The sequence below is a fragment of the Ruegeria sp. K7 genome, from assembly GCF_056531785.1.
The window spans coordinates 48340-69161 of record NZ_JBQFMJ010000018.1 but is presented as its reverse complement, the minus strand read 5'-3'; the positions used below and the strand labels follow the sequence as shown (position 1 = coordinate 69161).

At 60.8% G+C, this 20822-nt stretch carries 22 protein-coding genes; all 22 read right to left on the bottom strand.

Annotation, left to right across the window (positions count from 1 at the left end; all coding sequences use genetic code 11):
- Positions 1–81 precede the first annotated feature (81 nt).
- The 22 genes from ACR0FE_RS21465 to ahbB (ACR0FE_RS21360) all read right to left on the bottom strand — a co-directional run bounded on the left by ACR0FE_RS21465 (position 82) and on the right by ahbB (ACR0FE_RS21360) (position 20821).
- Positions 82–339, bottom strand: coding sequence for a hypothetical protein (locus ACR0FE_RS21465; protein WP_170614021.1), 258 nt, complete (start codon positions 337–339; stop codon positions 82–84).
- A gap of 14 nt (positions 340–353) precedes the next feature.
- Entirely contained in the window at positions 354–1052 is a 699-nt protein-coding gene (locus ACR0FE_RS21460) for a NapC/NirT family cytochrome c (protein ID WP_170614020.1), read from the bottom strand.
- Positions 1053–1081: 29 nt separating this feature from the next.
- Positions 1082–1522: a nitrate reductase cytochrome c-type subunit gene (locus ACR0FE_RS21455; protein ID WP_480441068.1), complete on the bottom strand. Its 441-nt coding sequence runs from the start codon at positions 1520–1522 to the stop codon at positions 1082–1084.
- 9 nt (positions 1523–1531) lie between these two features.
- Positions 1532–2449 carry a quinol dehydrogenase ferredoxin subunit NapH gene (gene napH, locus ACR0FE_RS21450; protein WP_480915168.1) on the bottom strand — a complete coding sequence of 306 codons (918 nt, stop codon included), beginning with the start codon at positions 2447–2449 and terminating at the stop codon, positions 1532–1534.
- Entirely contained in the window at positions 2446–3264 is an 819-nt protein-coding gene (napG, locus tag ACR0FE_RS21445) for a ferredoxin-type protein NapG (protein ID WP_480915166.1), read from the bottom strand. The genes napH and napG overlap by 4 nt, the downstream gene beginning before the upstream one ends.
- A 27-nt stretch (positions 3265–3291) precedes the next feature.
- Positions 3292–5784: a nitrate reductase catalytic subunit NapA gene (napA, locus tag ACR0FE_RS21440; RefSeq protein ID WP_480915164.1), complete on the bottom strand. Its 2493-nt coding sequence runs from the start codon at positions 5782–5784 to the stop codon at positions 3292–3294.
- The gene (locus ACR0FE_RS21435; protein WP_170614015.1) at positions 5781–6074 is read right to left on the bottom strand and encodes a chaperone NapD; all 294 of its coding nucleotides are present in this window, start codon (positions 6072–6074) and stop codon (positions 5781–5783) included. Before ACR0FE_RS21435 ends, napA begins: the two co-directional genes overlap by 4 nt.
- Positions 6071–6544, bottom strand: a complete 474-nt coding sequence (gene napF / locus ACR0FE_RS21430) for a ferredoxin-type protein NapF (RefSeq protein ID WP_480855196.1) — start codon at positions 6542–6544, stop codon at positions 6071–6073. Before napF ends, ACR0FE_RS21435 begins: the two co-directional genes overlap by 4 nt.
- A 295-nt stretch (positions 6545–6839) precedes the next feature.
- The gene (locus ACR0FE_RS21425; protein WP_480915162.1) at positions 6840–7742 is read right to left on the bottom strand and encodes an FAD:protein FMN transferase; all 903 of its coding nucleotides are present in this window, start codon (positions 7740–7742) and stop codon (positions 6840–6842) included.
- Positions 7739–8254: a nitrous oxide reductase accessory protein NosL gene (locus ACR0FE_RS21420; protein WP_480915160.1), complete on the bottom strand. Its 516-nt coding sequence runs from the start codon at positions 8252–8254 to the stop codon at positions 7739–7741. The genes ACR0FE_RS21425 and ACR0FE_RS21420 overlap by 4 nt, the downstream gene beginning before the upstream one ends.
- Positions 8251–9072 (bottom strand): ABC transporter permease, encoded by an 822-nt coding sequence (locus ACR0FE_RS21415; protein WP_170808020.1) that lies wholly within the window; start codon positions 9070–9072, stop codon positions 8251–8253. The genes ACR0FE_RS21420 and ACR0FE_RS21415 overlap by 4 nt, the downstream gene beginning before the upstream one ends.
- On the bottom strand, positions 9069–9962 hold the full coding sequence (locus ACR0FE_RS21410; RefSeq protein ID WP_480915158.1) for an ABC transporter ATP-binding protein: 894 nt from the start codon (positions 9960–9962) through the stop codon (positions 9069–9071). Before ACR0FE_RS21410 ends, ACR0FE_RS21415 begins: the two co-directional genes overlap by 4 nt.
- Positions 9952–11208, bottom strand: a complete 1257-nt coding sequence (locus ACR0FE_RS21405) for a nitrous oxide reductase family maturation protein NosD (protein WP_480915157.1) — start codon at positions 11206–11208, stop codon at positions 9952–9954. Before ACR0FE_RS21405 ends, ACR0FE_RS21410 begins: the two co-directional genes overlap by 11 nt.
- Before the next feature lie 2 nt (positions 11209–11210).
- Positions 11211–13118 (bottom strand): TAT-dependent nitrous-oxide reductase, encoded by a 1908-nt coding sequence (gene nosZ, locus ACR0FE_RS21400; RefSeq protein ID WP_480915155.1) that lies wholly within the window; start codon positions 13116–13118, stop codon positions 11211–11213.
- A gap of 16 nt (positions 13119–13134) precedes the next feature.
- On the bottom strand, positions 13135–15312 hold the full coding sequence (locus tag ACR0FE_RS21395) for a 4Fe-4S binding protein (protein ID WP_480915154.1): 2178 nt from the start codon (positions 15310–15312) through the stop codon (positions 13135–13137).
- On the bottom strand, positions 15303–15767 hold the full coding sequence (locus tag ACR0FE_RS21390) for a DUF2946 family protein (protein WP_480713644.1): 465 nt from the start codon (positions 15765–15767) through the stop codon (positions 15303–15305). The genes ACR0FE_RS21395 and ACR0FE_RS21390 overlap by 10 nt, the downstream gene beginning before the upstream one ends.
- A gap of 89 nt (positions 15768–15856) precedes the next feature.
- Complete coding sequence (locus ACR0FE_RS21385) at positions 15857–16120, bottom strand: hypothetical protein (RefSeq protein WP_170678703.1); 264 nt, start codon at positions 16118–16120, stop codon at positions 15857–15859.
- A complete protein-coding gene (locus ACR0FE_RS21380) occupies positions 16077–17600 on the bottom strand; it encodes a cytochrome D1 domain-containing protein (RefSeq protein ID WP_480915151.1) in 1524 nt (507 codons plus the stop codon). Before ACR0FE_RS21380 ends, ACR0FE_RS21385 begins: the two co-directional genes overlap by 44 nt.
- 76 nt (positions 17601–17676) lie before the next feature.
- Complete coding sequence (nirJ, locus tag ACR0FE_RS21375) at positions 17677–18891, bottom strand: heme d1 biosynthesis radical SAM protein NirJ (RefSeq protein WP_480915149.1); 1215 nt, start codon at positions 18889–18891, stop codon at positions 17677–17679.
- 3 nt (positions 18892–18894) lie between these two features.
- Positions 18895–19389: a siroheme decarboxylase subunit beta gene (gene ahbB, locus ACR0FE_RS21370; RefSeq protein WP_480915147.1), complete on the bottom strand. Its 495-nt coding sequence runs from the start codon at positions 19387–19389 to the stop codon at positions 18895–18897.
- The gene (locus ACR0FE_RS21365; protein WP_480915145.1) at positions 19386–19835 is read right to left on the bottom strand and encodes an Lrp/AsnC family transcriptional regulator; all 450 of its coding nucleotides are present in this window, start codon (positions 19833–19835) and stop codon (positions 19386–19388) included. The genes ahbB (ACR0FE_RS21370) and ACR0FE_RS21365 overlap by 4 nt, the downstream gene beginning before the upstream one ends.
- Positions 19832–20821, bottom strand: coding sequence for a siroheme decarboxylase subunit beta (ahbB, locus tag ACR0FE_RS21360; protein WP_480915143.1), 990 nt, complete (start codon positions 20819–20821; stop codon positions 19832–19834). Before ahbB (ACR0FE_RS21360) ends, ACR0FE_RS21365 begins: the two co-directional genes overlap by 4 nt.
- Between the last annotated feature and the right edge of the window lies 1 nt (position 20822).

Genomic DNA, 20822 nt, shown 5'->3' with positions numbered 1-20822 from the left:
TGTAGACAGGGGCCCCGCAAACAGCCCACCGCCACGCCCCTCACCCAAAGAAAATCCACACCCTTTCCCGCTTGGCTCGGATCAGGCGGTTGCGCCCTTTATGCGGATGGCACTGCCCACCGCGCCCGCGCAAACGCCGACCGCGATGGCAATCATCAGTTCCAACACTTCGACATGGGCAAACTGCCATTTGGCAAAAACCAGTGTCTCCAGCACGCCGACCACACCGCCCATGACCGCGCCCAGCCACAGCTTGCGGGTCATCATGCCAAGCGCCAAACCCAGAATGCCGGGCAGGCTGAGGATGTTGCCACCGATGGTTCCAAGTAATTCAAGCATATGTCGAGCTCCTCTCAGTCTGCCCGTTTGGCCAGAAACGACCGGATTTCGTCACTGCCTGCCGAGGCGTGCTGCTGCAGGTTCTGCGGCGCCTCGTCCAGTTCGGCAGTGATGTCCTGATAGGTTTCCAGATAGTTGGGCGGCAGGCTGTGGGCGATGCCCTGGTGGCAGTCGATGCATGTCATGCCGGAATCGATGGCGCGCTGATGCTCGGACGCGGCGCGGGTTTCCTGAAGGGTGAAGTCCATATACTCGAAATTGTGACAGTTGCGGCATTCACGGCTGTCGGATTCCTTCATTTTCTTCCACACCGCCGAAGCCATGCTCAGACGATGGTCTTCATATTTTTCCGGGGTGCTGATGGTGCCGGCCAGCTCGTGATAGACGTCCTTGACAGCCATGATCTTGGCTTTGATCTTGTGGTTCCATTCGTGCGGCACGTGGCAGTCGGAACAGATCGCGCGGACGCCCGAGTGGTTGTTGTAGTGGATCGTCTCGCGGTATTCACCCAGATTGGTTTCCATCGTGTGGCACGAGGTGCAGAATTCCTCGGTATTGGTCAGTTCCAGCGTCCAGTGGAAACCGCCCCAGAACAAGATACCGGCCAGAAAACCTGCCAAAATCAGAAAGCCCGAGCTGAACATCACAGCCGGGGTCCAGATCGCGTTCCAGAGGCGGCCAATCCAGCCGCGATTTTCGGGGGAGTCTGCCATATCGGTGCTCCTTTCAAAGATGCGTTGGATCAGTTGCCGGAAGAAGGTTCGAATTCATTGTCGACCAGCGCCGGAGTGTCGGCCTGCGGCACGTGGCACTGATTGCAGAAATACCGTGTACCCGCGATCCGGTCCAGTTCACGGCCTTCGCGGTCCAGGTAGTGGGTCATCGAAAGGGTCGGCGCGTTGCGTTCGCCCGCTTTGGTCCAGTCGTGACAGGACAGGCACTGATTGGTGCGCAAGTCGATCTGGTATTGTTCAATCGAATGCGGGATCAGTGGTGGCTGCTGGCGATAATTCCGCTGCATGCGTCCTTCGACATTCCGATGGACTTGATCGAGGACCACTGGTTCATCCACTTCGGCTCCGCGTAGCGAATTCACCTGAGCGGACTGCGCCAGAGCAAACCCACTCAGGAGCAAAACGGGGATCAGGGCAATTCCGCCTGTCAGGATTGGTCTATTCATCATGGCACTCCCTTAGATAGGTCTGGCGGCGCGCGGCTTGGGCGCGGCGGCTGGATCGGCAGGCGCGACGAGGGCCTCGTCGAACCGGTGGTTAAATTTGAAGACATCAACCGCGCACACATCAATGCAGCGGCCACAATTGGTGCAGTCAGGCGACAAGATCAGTGGGCTAGATCCCGACTTGCCCTTCAGCGCGGGCGAGATCACTTGGTTTTCCGGGCAGACCGCATAGCAGTCCATGCAATCATCACAGGCAGCGCGGTTGCTGGCGCTGACGCGCAGCAGGCTTTTTGTGCCGATCAGGCCGTAGAAAGCCCCGACCGGGCAGATATGACCGCACCAGCCATGGCGTGCGACCAGCAGGTCAAACACAAAGATCGCGGCGATCATGGCCCAGACAAAACCCATGCCGAAGATCAGGCCCCGGTGCAGCATGGTGATCGGATTCACGATCTCCCACGCAATCACGCCGGTCAGGCCCGAGACGATCAGGACTGTCGCCAGAACCCACAGACGGGTGCTGCGCTTTGGCTGCCAGCCCTTCGGCAAGTCCAAACGCCGATGCAGCCAACTGGCGGCATCAGTCACCGGGTTGATCGGACAAACCCAGGAACAATAGACCCGGCCACCGATCAGCGCGTAAGTGACAAGCACGATCAACCCGCCGATCAGTGCGGTCAGTTCGGGCCAGTGGCCTGCCACCATGCTTTGCAGCAGGATCAGCGGATCGGTCAGCGGTAGAACGCCCAACGTCAATGATCCGGCCAGGTTGCCCTGAACGATCCAGATGCCAAACCACGGCCCCAGGAGGAACAGCACCAGAAAGAACACCTGGCTTGCCCGGCGCAACAGCAAAAAGCGATGCGCGCCGATCCAGCCCTTGGCCTCTATCGCCTCTTGGCCCACAGGTATCTGGGTGCTGGCGCTCATTGTCCCACTCCCGGCAGGTTGTATTCGGGCGCAAACCCTCCGGGTGTGACCAGATTGTCGGTGCCGGGCCCCGGCAGGCGGTCGGGCAGGTCAATGATGCCCTCGACCAGCGGAGCGCCCTTGGCAGCCTTTTCTTCCCAGCCCTTGCGGTAGTGATCCGCCGCGCTGCCGCGCGCCAGACGGGCTGGAAGCACCTTTATCGCGGCTTCCGGCAAAACGCAGCTTTTCTCGCATACGCCGCAGCCGGTGCAGCGGTCCGCATGAACCGTCGGCGCAAAGATCGCGTGGCTGCCCGAGCGGGTATTGTGTGACGGCTCAAGCGTGATGGCCTCGTCAATGACGGGGCAGACGCGATAGCAGACATCACAGCGCAGGCCGAGGTAGTTCAGACAATTCTCCTGATCCACCAGCACCGCAACGCCCATCTTGGCATCGTCGATGTTGTCCAGCGACGGGTCCAGCGCGCCGGTGGGGCAGGCGGCGACGCATGGAATGTCGTCACACATCTCGCACGGCACGTCGCGGGCGGTGAAAAAAGGCGTCCCGGTAGCGCCGGAATCCGAGCCCAGTTCCGCCAGTTTCAGCGTATCGTAAGGGCAGTCCCGCACGCATAACCCGCAGCGGATGCAGGCCGACAGGAAATCCTCTTCGGGCAGCGCACCGGGCGGGCGCAGGGCCTCGGCCGGCAGGCCGCGCGCATCGCGCGCCAGCCAGGCCAGCAGCGATCCTGCAACCACGCAGCCGCCCGCCGCGCGCGCCGTTCCCTGCAGGAAACGACGCCGTTGCGGCGAAAGAGGTGTGCCGGCAAGGGACATGGGGACTACCTTCGCGATCCGTGCCGGTTACGCGCGCTCGACCTTGCAGGCGCATTTCTTGAAGTCGGTCTCCTTCGAAAGCGGGCAGGTCGCGTCCAGCGTCAGCTTGTTGGTCAGCTGACCCTCGTCGAACCACGGCATGAAGACCAGACCACGCGGAACCTTGTTGCGCCCGCGGGTCTCGACCCGGCTTGTGACTTCGCCGCGACGGGTGGACAGAACGATCTCCTGACCACGGCGCAGACCCCGATCCTTGGCATCCTGCGGATGCATGTAGACCACGGCCGCCGGATAGGCGCGGTGCAACTCGGGCACCCGGCGGGTCATCGAGCCGGAATGCCAGTGCTCCAGCACGCGACCGGTGCACAGCCACAGGTCGTATTCCGCATCCGGCTCCTCTGGGGCGGGTTCATACGGCGCAAAGATGATACTCGCCTTACCGTCAGGCTTGCCATAGAATTTCACGCCTGCGCCTTCGGGCACGTACGGGTCATAGCCTTCGCGGAAACGATAGAGCGTTTCCTTGCCGTCCACGACCGGCCAGCGCATTCCGCGCGCCTGATGGTACATTTCGAATGGTGCCAGATCGTGGGCATGGCCACGTCCGAAATCGGCATATTCCTCGAACAGACCCTTCTGGACGTAGTATCCGAAATGCTCGGCATCATCGTTGTCGAAACCTTCGGCAGTTTCCGACAGCGGGTACTGGTCGATCTTCCCGTTGGCATACAGCACGTCATACATGGTCTTGCCGCGATGTTCCGGCATGGCAGCCAGCAGTTCCTCGCCCCAGACCTCCTCGACGGTGAAGCGTTTCGCGAATTCCATCAGCTGCCACAGGTCGGACTTGGCCTCACCCGGGGCCTTGACCTGCTGCCGCCAGAACTGGGTGCGGCGCTCGGCGTTGCCATAGGCGCCTTCCTTCTCGACCCACATGGCGGTTGGCAGGATCAGGTCGGCGGACAGGGCGGTAACGGTGGGGTAGGGGTCCGACACGGTAATGAAGTTTTCCGGGTTGCGATAGCCGGGGTACCCTTCTTCGTTGATATTCGGCGCAGCCTGCATGTTGTTGTTGCACTGCACCCAATAGGCGTTCAGATCGCCATCCTTCAGCTTGCGGTTCTGCAGCACAGCGTGGAAGCCCGGTTTGGGCGGGATGGTGCCCGCAGGCACGTTCCATGCGGTCTCGCAGATCTCGCGGTGCTTGTCATTTGTCACCACCATGTCGGCGGGCAGACGGTGGGCAAAGGTGCCGACCTCGCGCGCCGTACCACAGGCCGAGGGCTGACCGGTCAGCGAGAAGGGCGAGTTGCCGGGTTCGGAAATCTTACCAACCAGCAGGTGCACGTTGTACATCAGCGAGTTCACCCACGACCCGCGAGTATGCTGGTTGAACCCCATGGTCCACAGGCTCATGACCTTGCGGTTCGGATCGGCATATTGCTGGGCCAGCTTCTCAAGCTTTTCGGCGGGCACACCGGACAGTTCCTCGGTGTATTCCAGCGTGTATTCCGACACCGCTTCGGCATATTCCTCGAAGCTGATCGGTTCCATCTTGCCGACGTTGGGGTTCGCTGCCTCTTGCTGCAGCGGGTGGTTGTCGCGCAGACCATAGCCGATATCGGTGGCAGTCTTGGTGATGTTGACGTGGTTCTTGACGAATTCCTCGTTCACTGCGCCGTTCTGGATGATGTAGTTGGCGATATAGTTCAGGATCGCCAGGTCGGTCTGCGGGTTGAACACCATGCCGTTGTCGGCCAGCTCGAACGAGCGGTGTTCGAATGTCGACAGAACATGTACCTCGCACCCCGGCTTGGTCAGGCGCGTATCGGTCAGGCGCGACCACAGGATCGGGTGCATCTCGGCCATGTTCGACCCCCACAGCACGAAGGTATCCGCGTGCTCCAGATCGTCATAGCAGCCCATCGGTTCGTCGATGCCGAAGGTGCGCATGAAACCCACAACGGCCGAGGCCATGCAGTGCCGCGCATTCGGGTCGATGTTGTTTGACCGGAACCCGGCCTTCATCAGCTTGGCGGCAGCATAACCTTCCCAGACCGTCCACTGACCGGAACCGAACATGCCGACACTGGTCGGGCCTTTCTTGGCCAGCGCTTCTTTCCACTTGGCGGCCATCACGTCGAAGGCTTCGTCCCAGCTGACCGGCTCGAATTCGCCGTTCTTGTCATATTCGCCGTTTGACTTGCGCAGCAGCGGAGTTGTCAGGCGGTCATTGCCGTACATGATCTTGGACAGGAAATATCCCTTGATGCAGTTCAGGCCCCGGTTGACCGGCGCGTCCGGGTCACCTTGCGTGGCCACGACGCGGCCATCCTTGGTGCCGATCAGAACCGAACAGCCTGTTCCGCAAAACCGGCAGGCCGCCTTGTCCCAGCGAATATCAGGCGTTGCCACCTGGGCATTGGCCTTTCCGGCGGCCATTGGAATACCTGCGGCCGAAGCAGTGGCTGCCGCGGCTGAAGCTTTTAGAAAAGTCCGGCGAGATTCAGAGATGGTCATTGCATGGGCCTCCTGCTGGTCGGTTGGCTTGGGGCATCAGGACGCGGATAGCTTTCCGCGAGATCCTCGAAATGGTGATAGGTCAGCGTCAAAGAGATCACTCCGGGGATCTGGTGCAGATCCATGATGATCTCGGACGCCATACGTGCGGGCGTATCTTCTACGACAACGACAAAGCGGCCGTCGTCGGTTGCGGCGTGAACCTCGACCCCCGGCGTGTCTTCCATGACCTGGCGCGCTGTGCCGGTGCTGTCCGGGGCAACGTGAACAAGGCAACCGCAGATATTCATTGCAGTGTCTCCGGGTGTAAGGTTGCAGGGCGTTCAAATCTGACCGCGTCGGCGGGGCAGGACGTGGCGCAGCCGCCGCATCCGGTGCAGGTCTCGGTATTCAGAACCGGTTCCGCCTTGCCGCCAGGCATCAGCTTGAACCGGATCGAGCCTTCATCGCAACTGTCCTGGCAAATGCGGCAACTGATCCCGTTCAGTGACAGGCAAGCGCTGGCGACGATAGATGCGCGCCAGGGCCAGTCGGCCATGCGATCAGCGATCAGGGCGCCCGTCTGGCAGGCTTCCACGCAATCGCCGCAGAACGTGCACGCACCGTCCGTCATCCGCAGCGTCGGGTATCCACCCGCGCTGAGCGTAATGACATCTTCGGGGCAGGCGTCCAGACAATCACCGCAGGCGGTGCACAGGTCCAGAAACCTGCCTTCCACCGCGCCCGGAGGCCTAATGGCACCGGGGTCTTCGCGGAGCATGCGCCCACTGAGAAAAGCGCGTCTGCTGGTTGGCTGACTCATGCGTTGCTGACCTGCGTTTCTGGGGGCAGGTGATCCTGCCCGGATTCGCTTGCTAGCGCATTTTCACAAGGCCGGAGTTGATCCAGATCATGTTTTTTCGGAACCGTTTCTCCGGCTTGCAACAACAAGGCAGACACGCCCAAGAGCGGTTGCCGAAGTATCTGCTTGTTTGCCAGCGAAACATCCACTCTCACAGTGGTACAACACCTTCGGCCCTTTGCCAAAACTTTTGTGCCACAATCAACAGTTGTGATCAGATCATCATCTCGATCCGACTGCCGGGAAAGCGGTCCAGCACGGTATCAACCCGCGTCTTTGGGATCAGGCAAAGGGCTGTGGAAAGACCATCTGCAATCGCCGCTCGGGGGGCAGAGACCGAGACGGCCCGGTGCAAGGGCTTGCTGCCGTCCGGGCTCAGGATGTGGCCCTGACCGCGCATCAGCATCGAACCTCCGGGTGCAGAAGTGGCAACCGCCCGGTCGCTGATCCCGATCCGTTTCAGAACCGCACCGTCTGGCCCGGCCAACCCGACACGCCAGTGGCGGCCATCCGCGTTGGCGCCTATGGCTGCGATCTCGCCCATGTCCACCAAAACGTTCCCAAGGCCCATGGACCGCAACAGATCGGCAATACGATCTGTTATCGCCCCCTGCGCTATTCCGTTCAGGGTCAGAGCCGACACACCGGGTTGTGGCAGAAGAATATGATCTGCCGTCACTGTGACTTGGTGCCAGCCGACCAATTGCCGGGCCGAGCTGATCACGCTTTCATCGGCACCAGAGGCCAAGGCAAGCCACAGAGGTTGAACACTCGGATCAAACACCCCACCCGATGCGTCATGCAGTGCCGAACACAGGCTGAGCACGTTCAGCAACTCCGGCGCGGGAGCGGTCAACATCCCATCACGGTTCAGCCTGCTCAACTCGGAATCCGGGCGATAGAGGCTGAAAATGTTCTCAAGCCTGTGCAGTTCCGCCTCGATGGCAGAGATCACAGGACGGGCCTCGTCATCGGTCAGACCGGACAATTGCAGGCTGGCACGCGCGCCCAGTGCGGTGCCAAGCCAATGGGCGACTGGGGCTGCCTTTGCTCCGGCGGGCAAGGCCATGCAAGCCGCGGAAATCGACAGGAAACGGCGACGGGACAAAACGGTCATACGGGGGTCTCCAGATTCAGGTCCAGATCGACGGGCCCCAGAACCTCGTCAGCCGGGATGTCGGACAGGGGCAGGGCGGTGCCGCCATACCGATTGATAAAGTCATCGGCGTCGGAGGGATCACCAAAAGGAACAACCTCGCGTGCGCCCATGCCGCCGGCGACGTTGGCCCCGACCACAAATGTCGCGCCGTCGGCGGCGATCCAGTTGGAGATACCGGGTTCCCGCCAGTTTGTCGCGATGCCCATGTCACTGACATAGACGGCGGTGATCTTGGCATCGCGTTCAGGGCTTTTCAGATAGGCCACCATGTCGCGCACCTGCGAAAAGAATAGCGGCGCAGGGTAGCCATCCAGATGAATCTGGCCCTTGGGTCCACCATGTTCGGCGATGTTCATCTGGCAGAAGAAACTCAGCGCATCCGGGGTCAGATCGACCGGCTCGGGGGCGACAGCGATCTCTTCCTTGCAGGCGGCCAGAGCAATCAGCGCAATCAGGTACAGGCGTTTCACGGCTCGACCCTCCGGAATGCCGCACGGGCAAGGGCAAAACCGATCACCGGCCAGAGCAGCAGCGACGCGGGTGCGGCCCAGACGGGCAGGGCCTGCGCTGCACCGGTCATACCGGACGCCATGGCAACGCCTTCGGTCGCGGCGATGTTCCACAGACGGAATGCGTCGGCCGGGTTGGCCACCATCACCCATGGAAAGACGGATTGGGTGAAGGTGCCGCCCTTGTCCATGACGACGGCCCCCAACAGGCCCAGATCATAAAGGACGACAAATACCAGCCATAGCCCGGCCGACAGACCTGCCGCCGCCGTGGACCCCTTTGCCAGGGCGGACAGCAGGTATCCCAGCGCCAGAAAGACAGCGCCCAGAAGGATGGATGTAAGGATGAGGCGCGCCAGCGCCATCAGGCTTTCCGGGCCTGCGCCACCAAAGAAGGCGGCGACCGCGCCGGCGGTTCCGAAACCGACGGTCATGGCAAAGGCCAGGGCGGCCAGATGGGCGGTGAACTTGCCCAACAGGATTTCCCCGCGCCCCGCCGGGTAGGACAGCAACAGCGACAGGCTGCCCCGGTCCACATCCCCCGCGATAGCGTCGAACGAGATCATCAGCGCCAGCAGCGGCGCCAGATAGACCGAAAGCGTTGTCATCGAGGCGACCGAGACGGTCAGCATGTCAACGCCCAGCGTGCCGGTCGGGGCGCTGCCCGCAAAGGTCAGGGCCAGCGCGAACAACACCATGATCAACGTTGCCACCAGCAGCCAGCGGTTGCGGCGCAAGATCAGCATCTCGGTGCGGGTGATGGCGAGGAAGCGGGTCATAGCCTCTCCTCCTGTGCATAATGGCGATAGAGGTCTTCCAGCTTGGGCGGGGTCATTTCCACATCCGCCACCGCGTCGCCCAGCCCGGCGATTCGGCGCAGGGCCTCCATCTTGTCGTCAGGTGTACAGAGCAACTCAACGGATGCGCCGTTGATCCGGTTGCCGCCCAGTTCGGCGGCAAGCGCTTCAGGGTTGGCGCTGGCGCGGACCCGCAGGCGTATCGGAAGTCCCGCCAGGGCGGACAGGTTGGTCAGCGTATCGTCGGCCACCATCCGGCCCTTGCGCATGATGGCAATGCGGTCGGTACGCGCCTCGACCTCGGTCAGCGCGTGGGACGCAATCAGGACCGCTGTGCCTTGCGCTGCCAGTTCATCAATGATGGCGTAAAGATCCTGCCGAGAAATCGGGTCCAATCCCGAGGTCGGTTCGTCCAAGAGGGCCACTTTCGGCTGGCCCAGAAGAACCTGAGCCAGACCCAGACGCTGCCGCATCCCCTTGGAATAAGCGCCGATCCGACGGTCGAGTGTATCGCTCAGGCCGACGCGCTCCAGCAGACCGGGCACATCGGCTTTGGCTCCGGATAGCTTTGCAAACAGCGTCAGTTGTTCGCGGCCGGTCAGGGCCGGGTGGAAGGAGACCGCTTCGGGCAGATAGGCCGTCTCGCGCCGCGCCTGTGCACTGCCGGGGGTGGCGTCTCCGATCCGGATGGCACCACCATGGATCGGCGTCAGGCCGAGGATGGATTTGATCAGGGTCGACTTGCCCGCGCCGTTATGGCCCAGTAACGCGACGCGCTGACCGGGGGCAAGAGACAGGGTGATATCGTCAAGAACGCGGGTTTTCCCTCGGTCCTTGAGTACATGGTCGATTGACAGGGCCTTATCCGTCATGAGGCACCTTTTTCATAGCTGGGGGTTCAGGGGCTTGCATTAGCGGGTTGCTGTCCATCACACCCCCCGGAAGCAGGGCCGGGAAGGCAGATTGCGACCAGCGCACCAACTGCACGGCAGGCGAGCCGAGCAGCAATTTGGCTGAGGGTTGGGTCCACAGCACATGGTCCATCGAGTCATTGGGGCGATAGGGGGCGTCGGCGATACCGTTGCCATCCACATCATACGCGGCGAAATCGGACCAATAATTGCCGCGCCCTTCTTCTGACCACTCGACCCATTTGGTCGAAACGTATTTCACCTGTGTCCGGTTACCGACAAAGGCGTTGCCGACGATCCGATTGCGCTCGGACCCGGCGGTAAAGTGGATGCCGATGCCGCAACCCTGGAACCAGTTGTCGGTAAATTCGTTTTTGTTCGAGTTATAGAGGAAGGTGCATTTTTCCTTGGCACCTTTCACCACGTTTCCGGTGATAACGCTCTTGTTAGCGTAGTTCAGCATCACGCCATGTTCCCGGTCACCGATCGAGACATTGTTGGCGACGGTCACATTGGTCGTGAACATCACCGCATAGCCCAGGTCGTTCCCGATTGAGACGTTGTCGCTGACCACCGAATTGTCGGCATACATGTAGTGCACGGCAAAACGAAGATCGCGGAACAAATTGCCCGTGAAGGTGTTCTTCTTGGACGAGTTCACAAAGATCCCATCGCGGCCATATCGGATGTCGTTGTCTTCCACCCGTGCACCTGGCGCGTTCCAGACATAGACGCCATTCCCACGGTCATTCATCCGCTGGTCCCGACGCCCTTCGATCCGGTTACCACGCACGACGCTGTCCTTGGCCCCGTGAATGTCGACGCCATAAAGGTTGCCCAGCAATACGTTATCCTCGACCACCGGCGCTTTGGCCGTTTTGGTCAGCTGGATGCCACTGTCGATCCCGTCATGGTCAGAGCCCGAGCCGACCACCGTCAGCCCGCGTACCGTCACGCCCGGCCCGGTCACGGTGATGACGCTGCCGTCGCCTTGCCCGTCGATGGTGGCCTGGCCCTGCCCGTCGAGGGTAACGGGCCGGTCCAGAACCAGCGTTTCAAAGTAAACGCCGGGGCTCAGGCGGAGGGTGTCTCCATCCGCCGCCTGCGCCAGTGTTTCGTTGATGGCCCCCGCCCGGTTGGGCACATCCCAGTCCGCCGCCCAAAGGGGCGAGCCGAGCAGGAGCGGTATGAGCAGGGACCAACGCATCGTTATGCGCTCCGCGGCTCAACAAACATCCGGCCGCGCATTTCCATGTGCAGCGCGTGGCAGAACCACTGGCAGTAATACCAGTGCACGCCCGGACGGTCGGCAATGAATGTGACCGAGGCGGTGGCCTGAGGTGCGATTTCCATCGCGACGCCGAAGTTCGACAGGCACAGACCGTGAGTCACATCATCCACGTCATCCAGGTTGGTGACATAAATGGTGACTTCATCACCCTGCTTGACCGTGAACTTCTCCATGCTGAAGACAGGCGCGGTCGAGGTCATGTAAACGCGGACCTTGTTGCCGTCACGGATGGGTTCTTCGGCCCCTTCCTCCAGATCGACACCGTCTGCCGCGGCCTGCTGGCGCGCATCTTCCCACATCGGGTCATTGCGATCCCAGACGTTGACCGGGTTCACTTTCGACCGGTGCACGATGATCGAGTCATGCGGCTCGGCAAAGGTCGGGCCGTCGTGGACCACTTTCATCTTGTCGCCCGAGATGTCGATCAGCTGCTCGTTCTCGGGCTTCAGCGGACCCACGTTCAGGAAGCGGTCTTTCGAGAACTTATTCATCGAAATCAGCCACTTGCCGTCCGCCTCGGCCGTTTCGCCCATCGAGGTCGAGTTGTGGCCGGGCTGATAATGCACATCCACCTTGTCGACAATCGGATCGACGTCCGCACCTGCATAGGCTTCGATGGCCTTGGCGATGTCCCATTTCACCACCTGACTGTCCAGGAACAGGGTAGTATAGGCATTGCCCTTGCCGTCGAACGCGGTGTGAAGCGGGCCAAGGCCCAACTGCGGCTCAGCAACGATGGCGGAACGCGGATCGGCATTGTCAGCAAACAGCGCGTCGACTTTCTCCACATCGATCACGGACACGGTCGGCGACAGCTTACCGTTGATCATGATGTGTTTCTTGTCGGGCGCGGCGTTCACACCGTGCGGCGAGTTCGGGATCGGGATATAGCGGGTCAGGTTGCCGCCGGCCTCTTTGCGGCCGTCCACGACCTTGACGCCGTTCAATTCCTGATAGTTCCCGGCGGCCACGGCCTCTTCGATGCCCTTGAGGTTGAACACGACCACGTGGTCCAGCTCGTTCTCGGTCATCTCGGCCAGGTTCATACCCATTTCCGAGTTGTACGAGGTCGAGAAGGCGTATTTGCCCTGATAGTCGCAGTCGGTGTTGTCGAGGTTGCCCGACACCATCACCTGCCACGCGATCTCCATCGTGTCACCGTCGATGGCGGTGAAGATGTTCACGTATTGCGACGGATCGTCGAGGATCTGACCATCGTTCACCAGCGGCGCTTCATGCTCACCATTGGCAAAGACGTAGCCGGTGCGCGGGTATTTCTGCGGACGCAGGCCGTGGATGTCGTGCGCGTTCGGGATCTCGATGATCTTGTCGCATTTCATCACGTCACAGCGCACACGGGCGACACGGGTGTTGGCCTTGTCATTCATGAACAGATAGCGGCCGTCATAGGTGCCATCGGTGAAGGACATGTGCGGGTGGTGCAGGTCGCCGTTGTCGTAAGTCACCTTGCCGTTTGCGGCCAGGAATTCCTTGGTTTCGGGCAGTAGGCCCTCGGTCAGGATTTTCAGTGACTCGTTGGTCTGACCCCAGCCCGTGGCCGAGCAGCGGTTGAACACCGGAACCCGCATCAGTTCGCGCATGGACGGCACGCCCATAATGCGCAGTTCGCCGGTCTGGCCCGAAGACCAGAAGCCATAATACTCGTCCAGTTCGCCCGGTTCCAGCGCGACATTGGCGGCAGCACTGGCTTCCTTGGCCGTCATCAAGGTCGAGCCCAGGCCGGTCCCGGCAATCACCGCGCCGGTGGCGGTTGCCCCCAGCATCCCGCGGCGTGTGATGTTCAGTTTGTTTTCATTGTCCGACATGATCGTTCCTCCTTTTTTAGGAAACGGATTGCGGTTTGGCGTTCGGATGGTTCGCCGGTGGTTGTCCGAGAGGGGTCTTGAGGTTGACCGACCCTGTCTTGGCCCGCCGTTTTAGCTGGCGGATAACGACGGGACATTTCGTCTCGGACTGATAGAGCACCTGGCAATGCAGACAGGTGACGCACTCGTTCGGGTTGATCTCACCTGTGGGGTGGATCGCCTGAACGGGGCATTCGTTGGCGCAGGTCTGACAGGGGCTGCCGCAATCGGGGTAACGGCGCAGCCAATCGAACATGCGGATACGGGCAGGGATCGCCAGCGCTCCGCCCAGCGGGCAGAGGTAGCGGCAATAGAACCGTTCGATGAACAGCCCAATCCCCAGCAGGGCCAGCGCAAAGACCACAAAGGGCCAGTCACGCATGAATTTCAGAATGATCGCGGTCTTGAACGGCTCGACCTCGGCGTATTTCTCGGCCAGCGGGATCGAGACAAAGCTGATGCCGAAGAGAACGAGGAAGATCATGTACTTCGCAGGCCAAAGCCGTTCGTTCAGGCCCCAAGGCAGGGTCCATTGCGGAACCTTCAACGCGCGCGCAATCTTGTTGGTCAACTCCTGTAGTGCACCAAACGGGCACAGCCAGCCGCAATAGGCCCCGCGCCCCCAGAACAGCAGCGCAGCGGCGACAGCGAACCACTGAATGAAGACCAGCGGGTCCAACAGGAACGCGTCCCAGGAAAATCCGGTCCGCAAGCTTCCGGCCAGTGCCATCAGATTCACCACACTCAACTGCGCATTGGCGTACCAGCCAATGAAGAACAGCGTCATGGTCAGGTATCCGATGCGGAACCAGTAAAAGACGCGCGCGTTCATGGTGGCGTGGAACTGGAAGAAGAAAGTCGCGGTCAGCACCAGCAGCATGACGATCAGAACGCCGATCTCAACGGTGCGGTCCTTCCAGATGCGTTGCCACAAGGCGGCCTTGGCAGCGGCTTCGCCGGTGGCATCATCGACAACAACGGGGGCAGCGACGGGCAGCAGGTACTGTTCCGGCAACTTGTAGCCCAGGTCGAAGGTCAGAAAGGTTTTTTCGACCGCACCCACGGCGCGCTGCACCAGCAGTTGCAGTCGGAAGGGTGCGGCGGGGTCAAACTCGGCGTCGGCCGGGATCTTGAAGATGTCCAGCTCGGTGAAACTGGGCGCGTCAGAGGCTGCAACTTCCCCCAAACGCCGTTGTTGACGGTCGAAAAAGCGGACCGATCTGTCACCCTGGATCAATTGAATACGGTCAAAGATTCCGCCACGCACATAGCCCGAGCCTTTGAAACTATAGGCGCCGCGCCCCAATACCAGAATGGCCTGCTCGCCTTCGTCCAGCCAGTTGATCAGGTTCTGGTATTCAGCCTCACCCAGCAGCGACTTGCCGATGGACGGCACCGAAACCAGTGCCACGTGCATGTCGATGAAGGTATCATCGGGTTCGCCGGGTTCGGGGCGTCTGATGGCGCGCTGATCTCCGGTGGCCTCGAAGGCGGCATTCACCTGGCCGATATCCAGCGTCATCCGCCGGACCGAACCGTCGCCCGAAAGTGTCGTCCAGTCGAAAACAGCATTCTGCGCCATGTCGACTTCGCGTTTCGGTCCATCGGCCTTTACCGGAGACAGTCCACCCAGCCCCAACGCGCGCGCCACTTTGATACCACCACGCACAAGGCTGTCGTCAATCACCATGATCGTCACGGTCGCGCCCGAGATGATGTCCAGGTCATGCCCTTCACCGCCGGTTTCGGCCTCACGCTTGAGGTCCAGGCCGGCATAGCCTTCGGTCAGCTCGACCATGCGCGAATTGGGGATGCCGATCAGAACGATCGGTTCCGAGTGTTTGACCAGTTTCACACCGGTCAGAACCGCGTCACTGTCGATGGCCGCCACCACGTGAATGGGTTTGCCGGAATAACCGGTGGTGCCGACGAAGTCAGACGTCAGGAAAGCCCAGGCAACCGTTTCGCCCCCCTTCAAAACCGGGGCAACGGGTATGTCATCGCGGACCGGACCAAAGGCATCGGCTGCTGGAACCAGATCGGCAGGAGCAATTTCGGGCAGAAAGCTGGCGAGGCTGTCGGCATGCGCGCTGATCGCCATCAGGCAAGACAGGGTGAAGGCCAGCAGGAAATGGATTGCGCGACTTACGACCATGGCGCACCTCCGATTACTTGGGTGGATGCCATGGACGCGCGCAGGGCGCGTTCAGATTCTTCTTTGGTCAAATACGGGGGACCCCGGGTTTCGGGCCATAGCCATTTCGGGCTGTGCAAATCGCACAGGCTCTGGTTCGCAACGTGTACAAGCCGCACATCTCCGGCCTGCGCGACAAGCGGCAGGTCTGGCAGCGGCGCTGCCGTCGTCACCGCGCAAAGCGCACAATCGGCGCATTTCGGACAGGGCGCGGTCGGGTCGTCGGTATCTTCTTCCAGATCAACCTCAACCCAGACCGCCCCTGCCTCCGAGCAGATCTCGATCCACATGCTGTCGCCGGAACTCGCCAGTGCCGGGCCAAGCATTTGTAACAGCAACAGGAATATGCCCACCAAACCGCACACCGCGCGGGACACGCGATCAAACAGGCTATGCGGAGGGCGGAAGGTGGGCATTGAGAATCCAACTCGGCGTTCTTTCCCGAACCCTATGGGATTCTCTCACGCAGAAACTTGACTTAGGTCAGGTCCGAGAAAATTTGCACCTATTCATCGGCCTCATCCATCAATCCGCGCAGCCAGCGCCCGGCCAGCCATGTCGCTGGAATCCCTAAAGGAATCGACCAAAGGATCGCCGGAACTGGTTCAATCGCGCCGAACCCGGCGCTGTGCAGGATCAGGCCAAGCAAAAACAGGTTGATGGCCACGGTCAGTGCGGTGGCCGGGTACAGCAGTATGGCCAGTTTCCAAACCGGCCATCTGCCCTCAGTGGCTGGTGCCTTCCGAGAAGGTGATCTTGTTCCAGACATTGTATTTCCCCGAAGGTTTGCGCATCGGCAGACGGCGAACTTCCTCCAGCGTCTGCGCATCATAGACGATCACCGCGCCGTCATCCTCCCAGATCGAAACCAACGCATGGCTGCCGTCCTTGGTAAATTCCACGTGGGCCACGGTTTCGCCCGGAGCAGGTCGCAGAGTCTTTATGATTTCAAGGCTTTGCTTGTCGATGACATGCATCGCGTCCTTGTTGGGTCCAAAGAACACGTCGGCCCAGACGTAGGGTGAGTTCTCATGGCTGCGCATGAAGAACCCGGGCCCTTCGGTCTTGATCCGCTTGACGGTTTCCCATGTCTGCATGTCGATCACCGACACGGTGCCATCGGTCAAATGCGGAGTGGCCATCACGGTTGTATCGCCGTGCTGCCATGTGATGCCGGACCCCAGATGCGGCATCCCCGGCAGGTCCAGATCCGCCACTTTCTGACCGATGACCAGGTCGATTACCTGCCCGCCTTTACCATCGCGGGACGCACCCATGACGTATTCGTAGCTCTGATCGAAAAAGAAGTCGTCCAGGTAGTCCGGCGTCGTGATCTTGCGCACCGGGAAGGGGTCAGGGTTTTTGAACTGCCCTTCGATGCGGAAGTCATGACCCAGCCCGGATTGGGGAGGATTGGCGCCATAAAAGACCTCCCATATCTCGGGCACATCTTTCAGCGCCAGAACAAAACTCTCGCGCGGCGGAGCCTGATACACGGCCGAAACACGGCTGCCCTTGCCCTTCTTGCCTTTGATCTCGATGACCTTGGCAACCGACAGATCCTCTGTCGACAACAAGGTCAGGGTGTTGGGCAGGTAATTTGCCACGGCCACCCATTTGCCATCGCCTGACATAGCGATGTTACGGCTGTTCAGGCCGGCGCGCGCACGACCCACCTGTTTCAACGCCCAGATGTCATATTTCTGCACCCAGCCGTCGCGCGACATGATGAAGACATATCGCCCGTCGGGGCTAAACTTTGGCCCGCCATGCACGGCAAAGGGTGTCTCGAACCGGTCGAGAACCTCGAACGTGTCACCATCCAGAACGCTGACATGGTGATCGCCGGTTTCAACGACCAGCGTGATGTTCATGGGGTCACTGTCCCAGACAGGGGCATCAACCGATGTGTAATCCTCGTCCAGGGCACGGCTGGCCATAATCTCGGCCTCACCCCATTCCGGGTCGGTCTCCAGCGGCGATTTCAGCCAACCTGCCAATTCCTCGATCTGCAAGGCGTCAAGCTCATGCGAAAACCCCGGCATCTGTGTCGCCGCCCGCCCTTCGGCAATTACTGCGGCAACACGGGGGCCGCGCATGCGTTTCAAGGTCTCGGGGATCAGCGCCGGACCCACACCGCCCAGACGGCTCTCACCGTGGCACGATGCGCAATGCTCGGCATAGTCTGAAGGCGCATCCGCCCAGGCCGCCCCGACACTGAGGATCGAACACAAGACCCCGATCTTCATCTTTTTATAAATACTCCCGCCGGAGGCTCCAGAACTCACCACCCGCACAGGTGCTGGGTGAACAGAACGCCCATTATCAAAAGAACTGATGCGCCGGATCATGACGTTTCCCCCGGAACGGCGTGACCTGCAGACGTTCGCCCGCGTCGTCCACGCCGATTTCTTGATTTGACAGATAGCAGGCCGGATCTTCGGCCCAGGGATCGCCGGTCAGTTGCAAGGCCCGAATGCGGGTGTTGCCGCCACACACATCCTTCAGCTGACAGGCGCTACAGCGCCCTTTCAGCGGTCGCGGACGGGTGCGCAGCATGGCCAGCATCGGGTCATCACTGGTCCAAAGCTCTGAAAACGATTTTGTCTTCACGTTGCCGACCGTGTAGTCGGACCAATAAGTGTCGGGATGCACGCGACCGAGATTGTCGATATTGGCAACACCCAGACCGCTGGAGTTGCCACCCCACGCGGCAAGATGTTCGCGCACATGCGCCTCTTTCCCTGCATCGAAACGCGAACGCACCCAGTTCAGAAAATACCCGGCATCCGCGTCGTTGTTGCCGGTGACGATATCCAGCGGCCTTCCTCCCGAAGCCGCCTCCCATGCGCGCTCCAACAACAGGTCCAATCCCTTGCGGGTGCGCAGATGCTCGGCATCCTCACCCCGGTTCTTGTCGCCACGTCCGGCATAGACCAGGTGGGACAGGTAAAACTTGTCAACGCCTTCGTCGTCACACAGTTTCAGCAGGTCGGGCAGGTGATGCTGGGTCCCTTCGGTCAGGCAAAACCGCAGACCAACCTTGATGCCGCGTTTCTTGCATTCACGTACGCCGCGCAGGGCGTCGGCAAAAGCACCCTTGACCCCACGAAACCAATCGTTCGTGGCCCCGATCCCGTCCAGCGAGATGCCGACATAGTTGAAACCTACATCGGCGATCATGTCAGCGGTTTCGTCGTAAATCCGCGTACCGTTGGTCGATAGTGCCAGCATCGGCACCAGATCGCGGGCGCGTTTGGCGATGTCGAAGAAATCGAACCGGTCCAGCGGCTCCCCACCCGAGAGGATCAGGGCCGGGACGCGAAACTGGCCCAGATCCTCAAGGGTAACCATGGCTTGCTCGTGGCTGAGCTCACCCGGGAAGGCCACATCCGCCGAGACGGTGTAGCAATGGCGGCACTTCAGGTTGCAGCGCCGTGTCAGGTTCCAGATCACCACCGGCTTCACCGGACCCGGACGCCGTTTGCGCACCGGTGTCGGTTTGACCAATTGATGCATGTATTCGGTCAGGCGGAACATGTTTCAGCCTTTCAATTGCTCTTTGGATTTCAGGCGCAACCCGGTCTTTTTCAGGATGCGCGTGGAATAAAGGATGTCTTTGGCGCGGCAGGCGTCGCCCAGAATGGCGGTGATTTCTGCCCGCTTTTCTTCGACCTCGGTCCGGTCCGAACCATGGACCATGGCAAAAAGGTTATAGGGCCAGTCGGGCAGGGCGCGCGGGCGCTCATAGCAGTGCGTAACAAAGGACAGCGCGCCGATTCCAGCGCCCAGTTCGGCAACACGGTTGTCGTCCACATCCCACACGGTCATTCCGTTCGACGTCATGCCCAGCTTGTAGTGGTTGGGCGCCGCGGCGATGCGGCGGATCACCCCGCGCGATTTCAGACCCGCAAGCCGGGAAAGCAAGGCGTCTTCGTCCATGCCCAGGGTTTCGGCCACAAGGGCATATGGTGCAGGGACCAGCGGCAGGCCGCCTTGCAATGCCTCAATGATCTCTCTGTCTTTTGCGTCGATCATGCCGCCACCCGGAAGCCGATGAAAAATTCCTGTAGTTTGGGGAACTGCAGGACGGCGATCCCTGTTTCCCGTTCGATTGCCTCGGCTGCTGTTGCGATCCCTTCAGGGGTTTCGGTCGCCAGAACGAACCACATGTTCAGCCGGTGCGTGCGTTCATAATTGTGGGCCACCTCGGGGTGCGCATTGACTTTGGTCAGGACGGTTTCGAAATTCTCGGGCTCGACGGCCATGGCACAGAGGCAAAAAGCCCCACCCATGGCGGCTGCGTCGAAGAACGGGCCAAACCGTGTGATCACACGCTCTTTCTTCATCCGGGACAGGCGATTCAGCAAATCGCTTTCAGATATGCTCAACGCGTCTGCCACGGCGGCGTAGGGGTTCGATACCAATGGCAGGTCGTCCTGCATCCTGTTCAGGATTCTGCGATCAATTGCGTCGAGTGTCATGCGGCGGACTCCTTCGGTTGGATCAGCGCCCCGGTCTGTTTGAAGCAGCGGGTCGAAAACAGAACCTTGTGCCGCGCACCGGTCAGCTCCTGAAGCTCGGTCGCGCCAGCCAGCACCTCATACGCTTCGCTCCGCGAGCGGGCGTGGATCATGGAATAGAGCCGATAGGGCCAGACCCCCTCGACCGGATTGCGTTCGTAACACAGGGTGATCCCGGGATGGGCCGCAAGGGTCGGTCCAGCAGTGTCAATCTGATCGGCGGGAAGGTCCCAGACGACCATCGCGTTGGCAGACCATCCGAGTGCACGGTGACGCACGATGACGCCCAAACGCGAGATGATGCCCGCCTCGTGCAGGCAGCGAATGCGCGTCATTACATCTTCGGGCTCCCGACCCAGCGACCGGGCCAGCGCCGCGTAAGGGTCACCGACAAGTGACAGGCCCGAGCTCAGTGACTGGAGCAAATCACGGTCACCGTCCTGCATGGCCGACCGGTCGATCCGACGCGCGCTGGGAACGCGTCGCGCGCCACCGGACATGCGGAACCCCAGATCTACGTTGAAGGGGCGCACCAGCCGCAGGTCGAGAACGCGAAGTCCGGTTTTTTTTCTGATCCGGGCCAGCGTGTTGTCGACATGTGCGCGATCCGGCCCGGTGGCGACGAACCAGAGGTTCCAATCATCTTCCCGCTGGTAGTTATGGTTCACGCCCGGTTCCGCGTCGATCAGGGCAGCAATCTTTTCAATGCGGTGCTCAGGTGCCGCAACCGCAGCCAGCGTGCTTGCGGAAACCGCGCCGGGCGCGATGGTCGCCCCGACACGCGTGATCCGGCCTGCCGCCCGCATGCGGGCCAGCCGGTCGATCACATCGGCCTCGCTGAGCTTCAGTGTGTCGGCCACAACTTGGAAAGGGCGTTCGGTGACTGGAAAGTTGCGCTGGAAGTCATCCAGAAGGTGGCGATCGATCGGGTCGGTGATATGGCACATG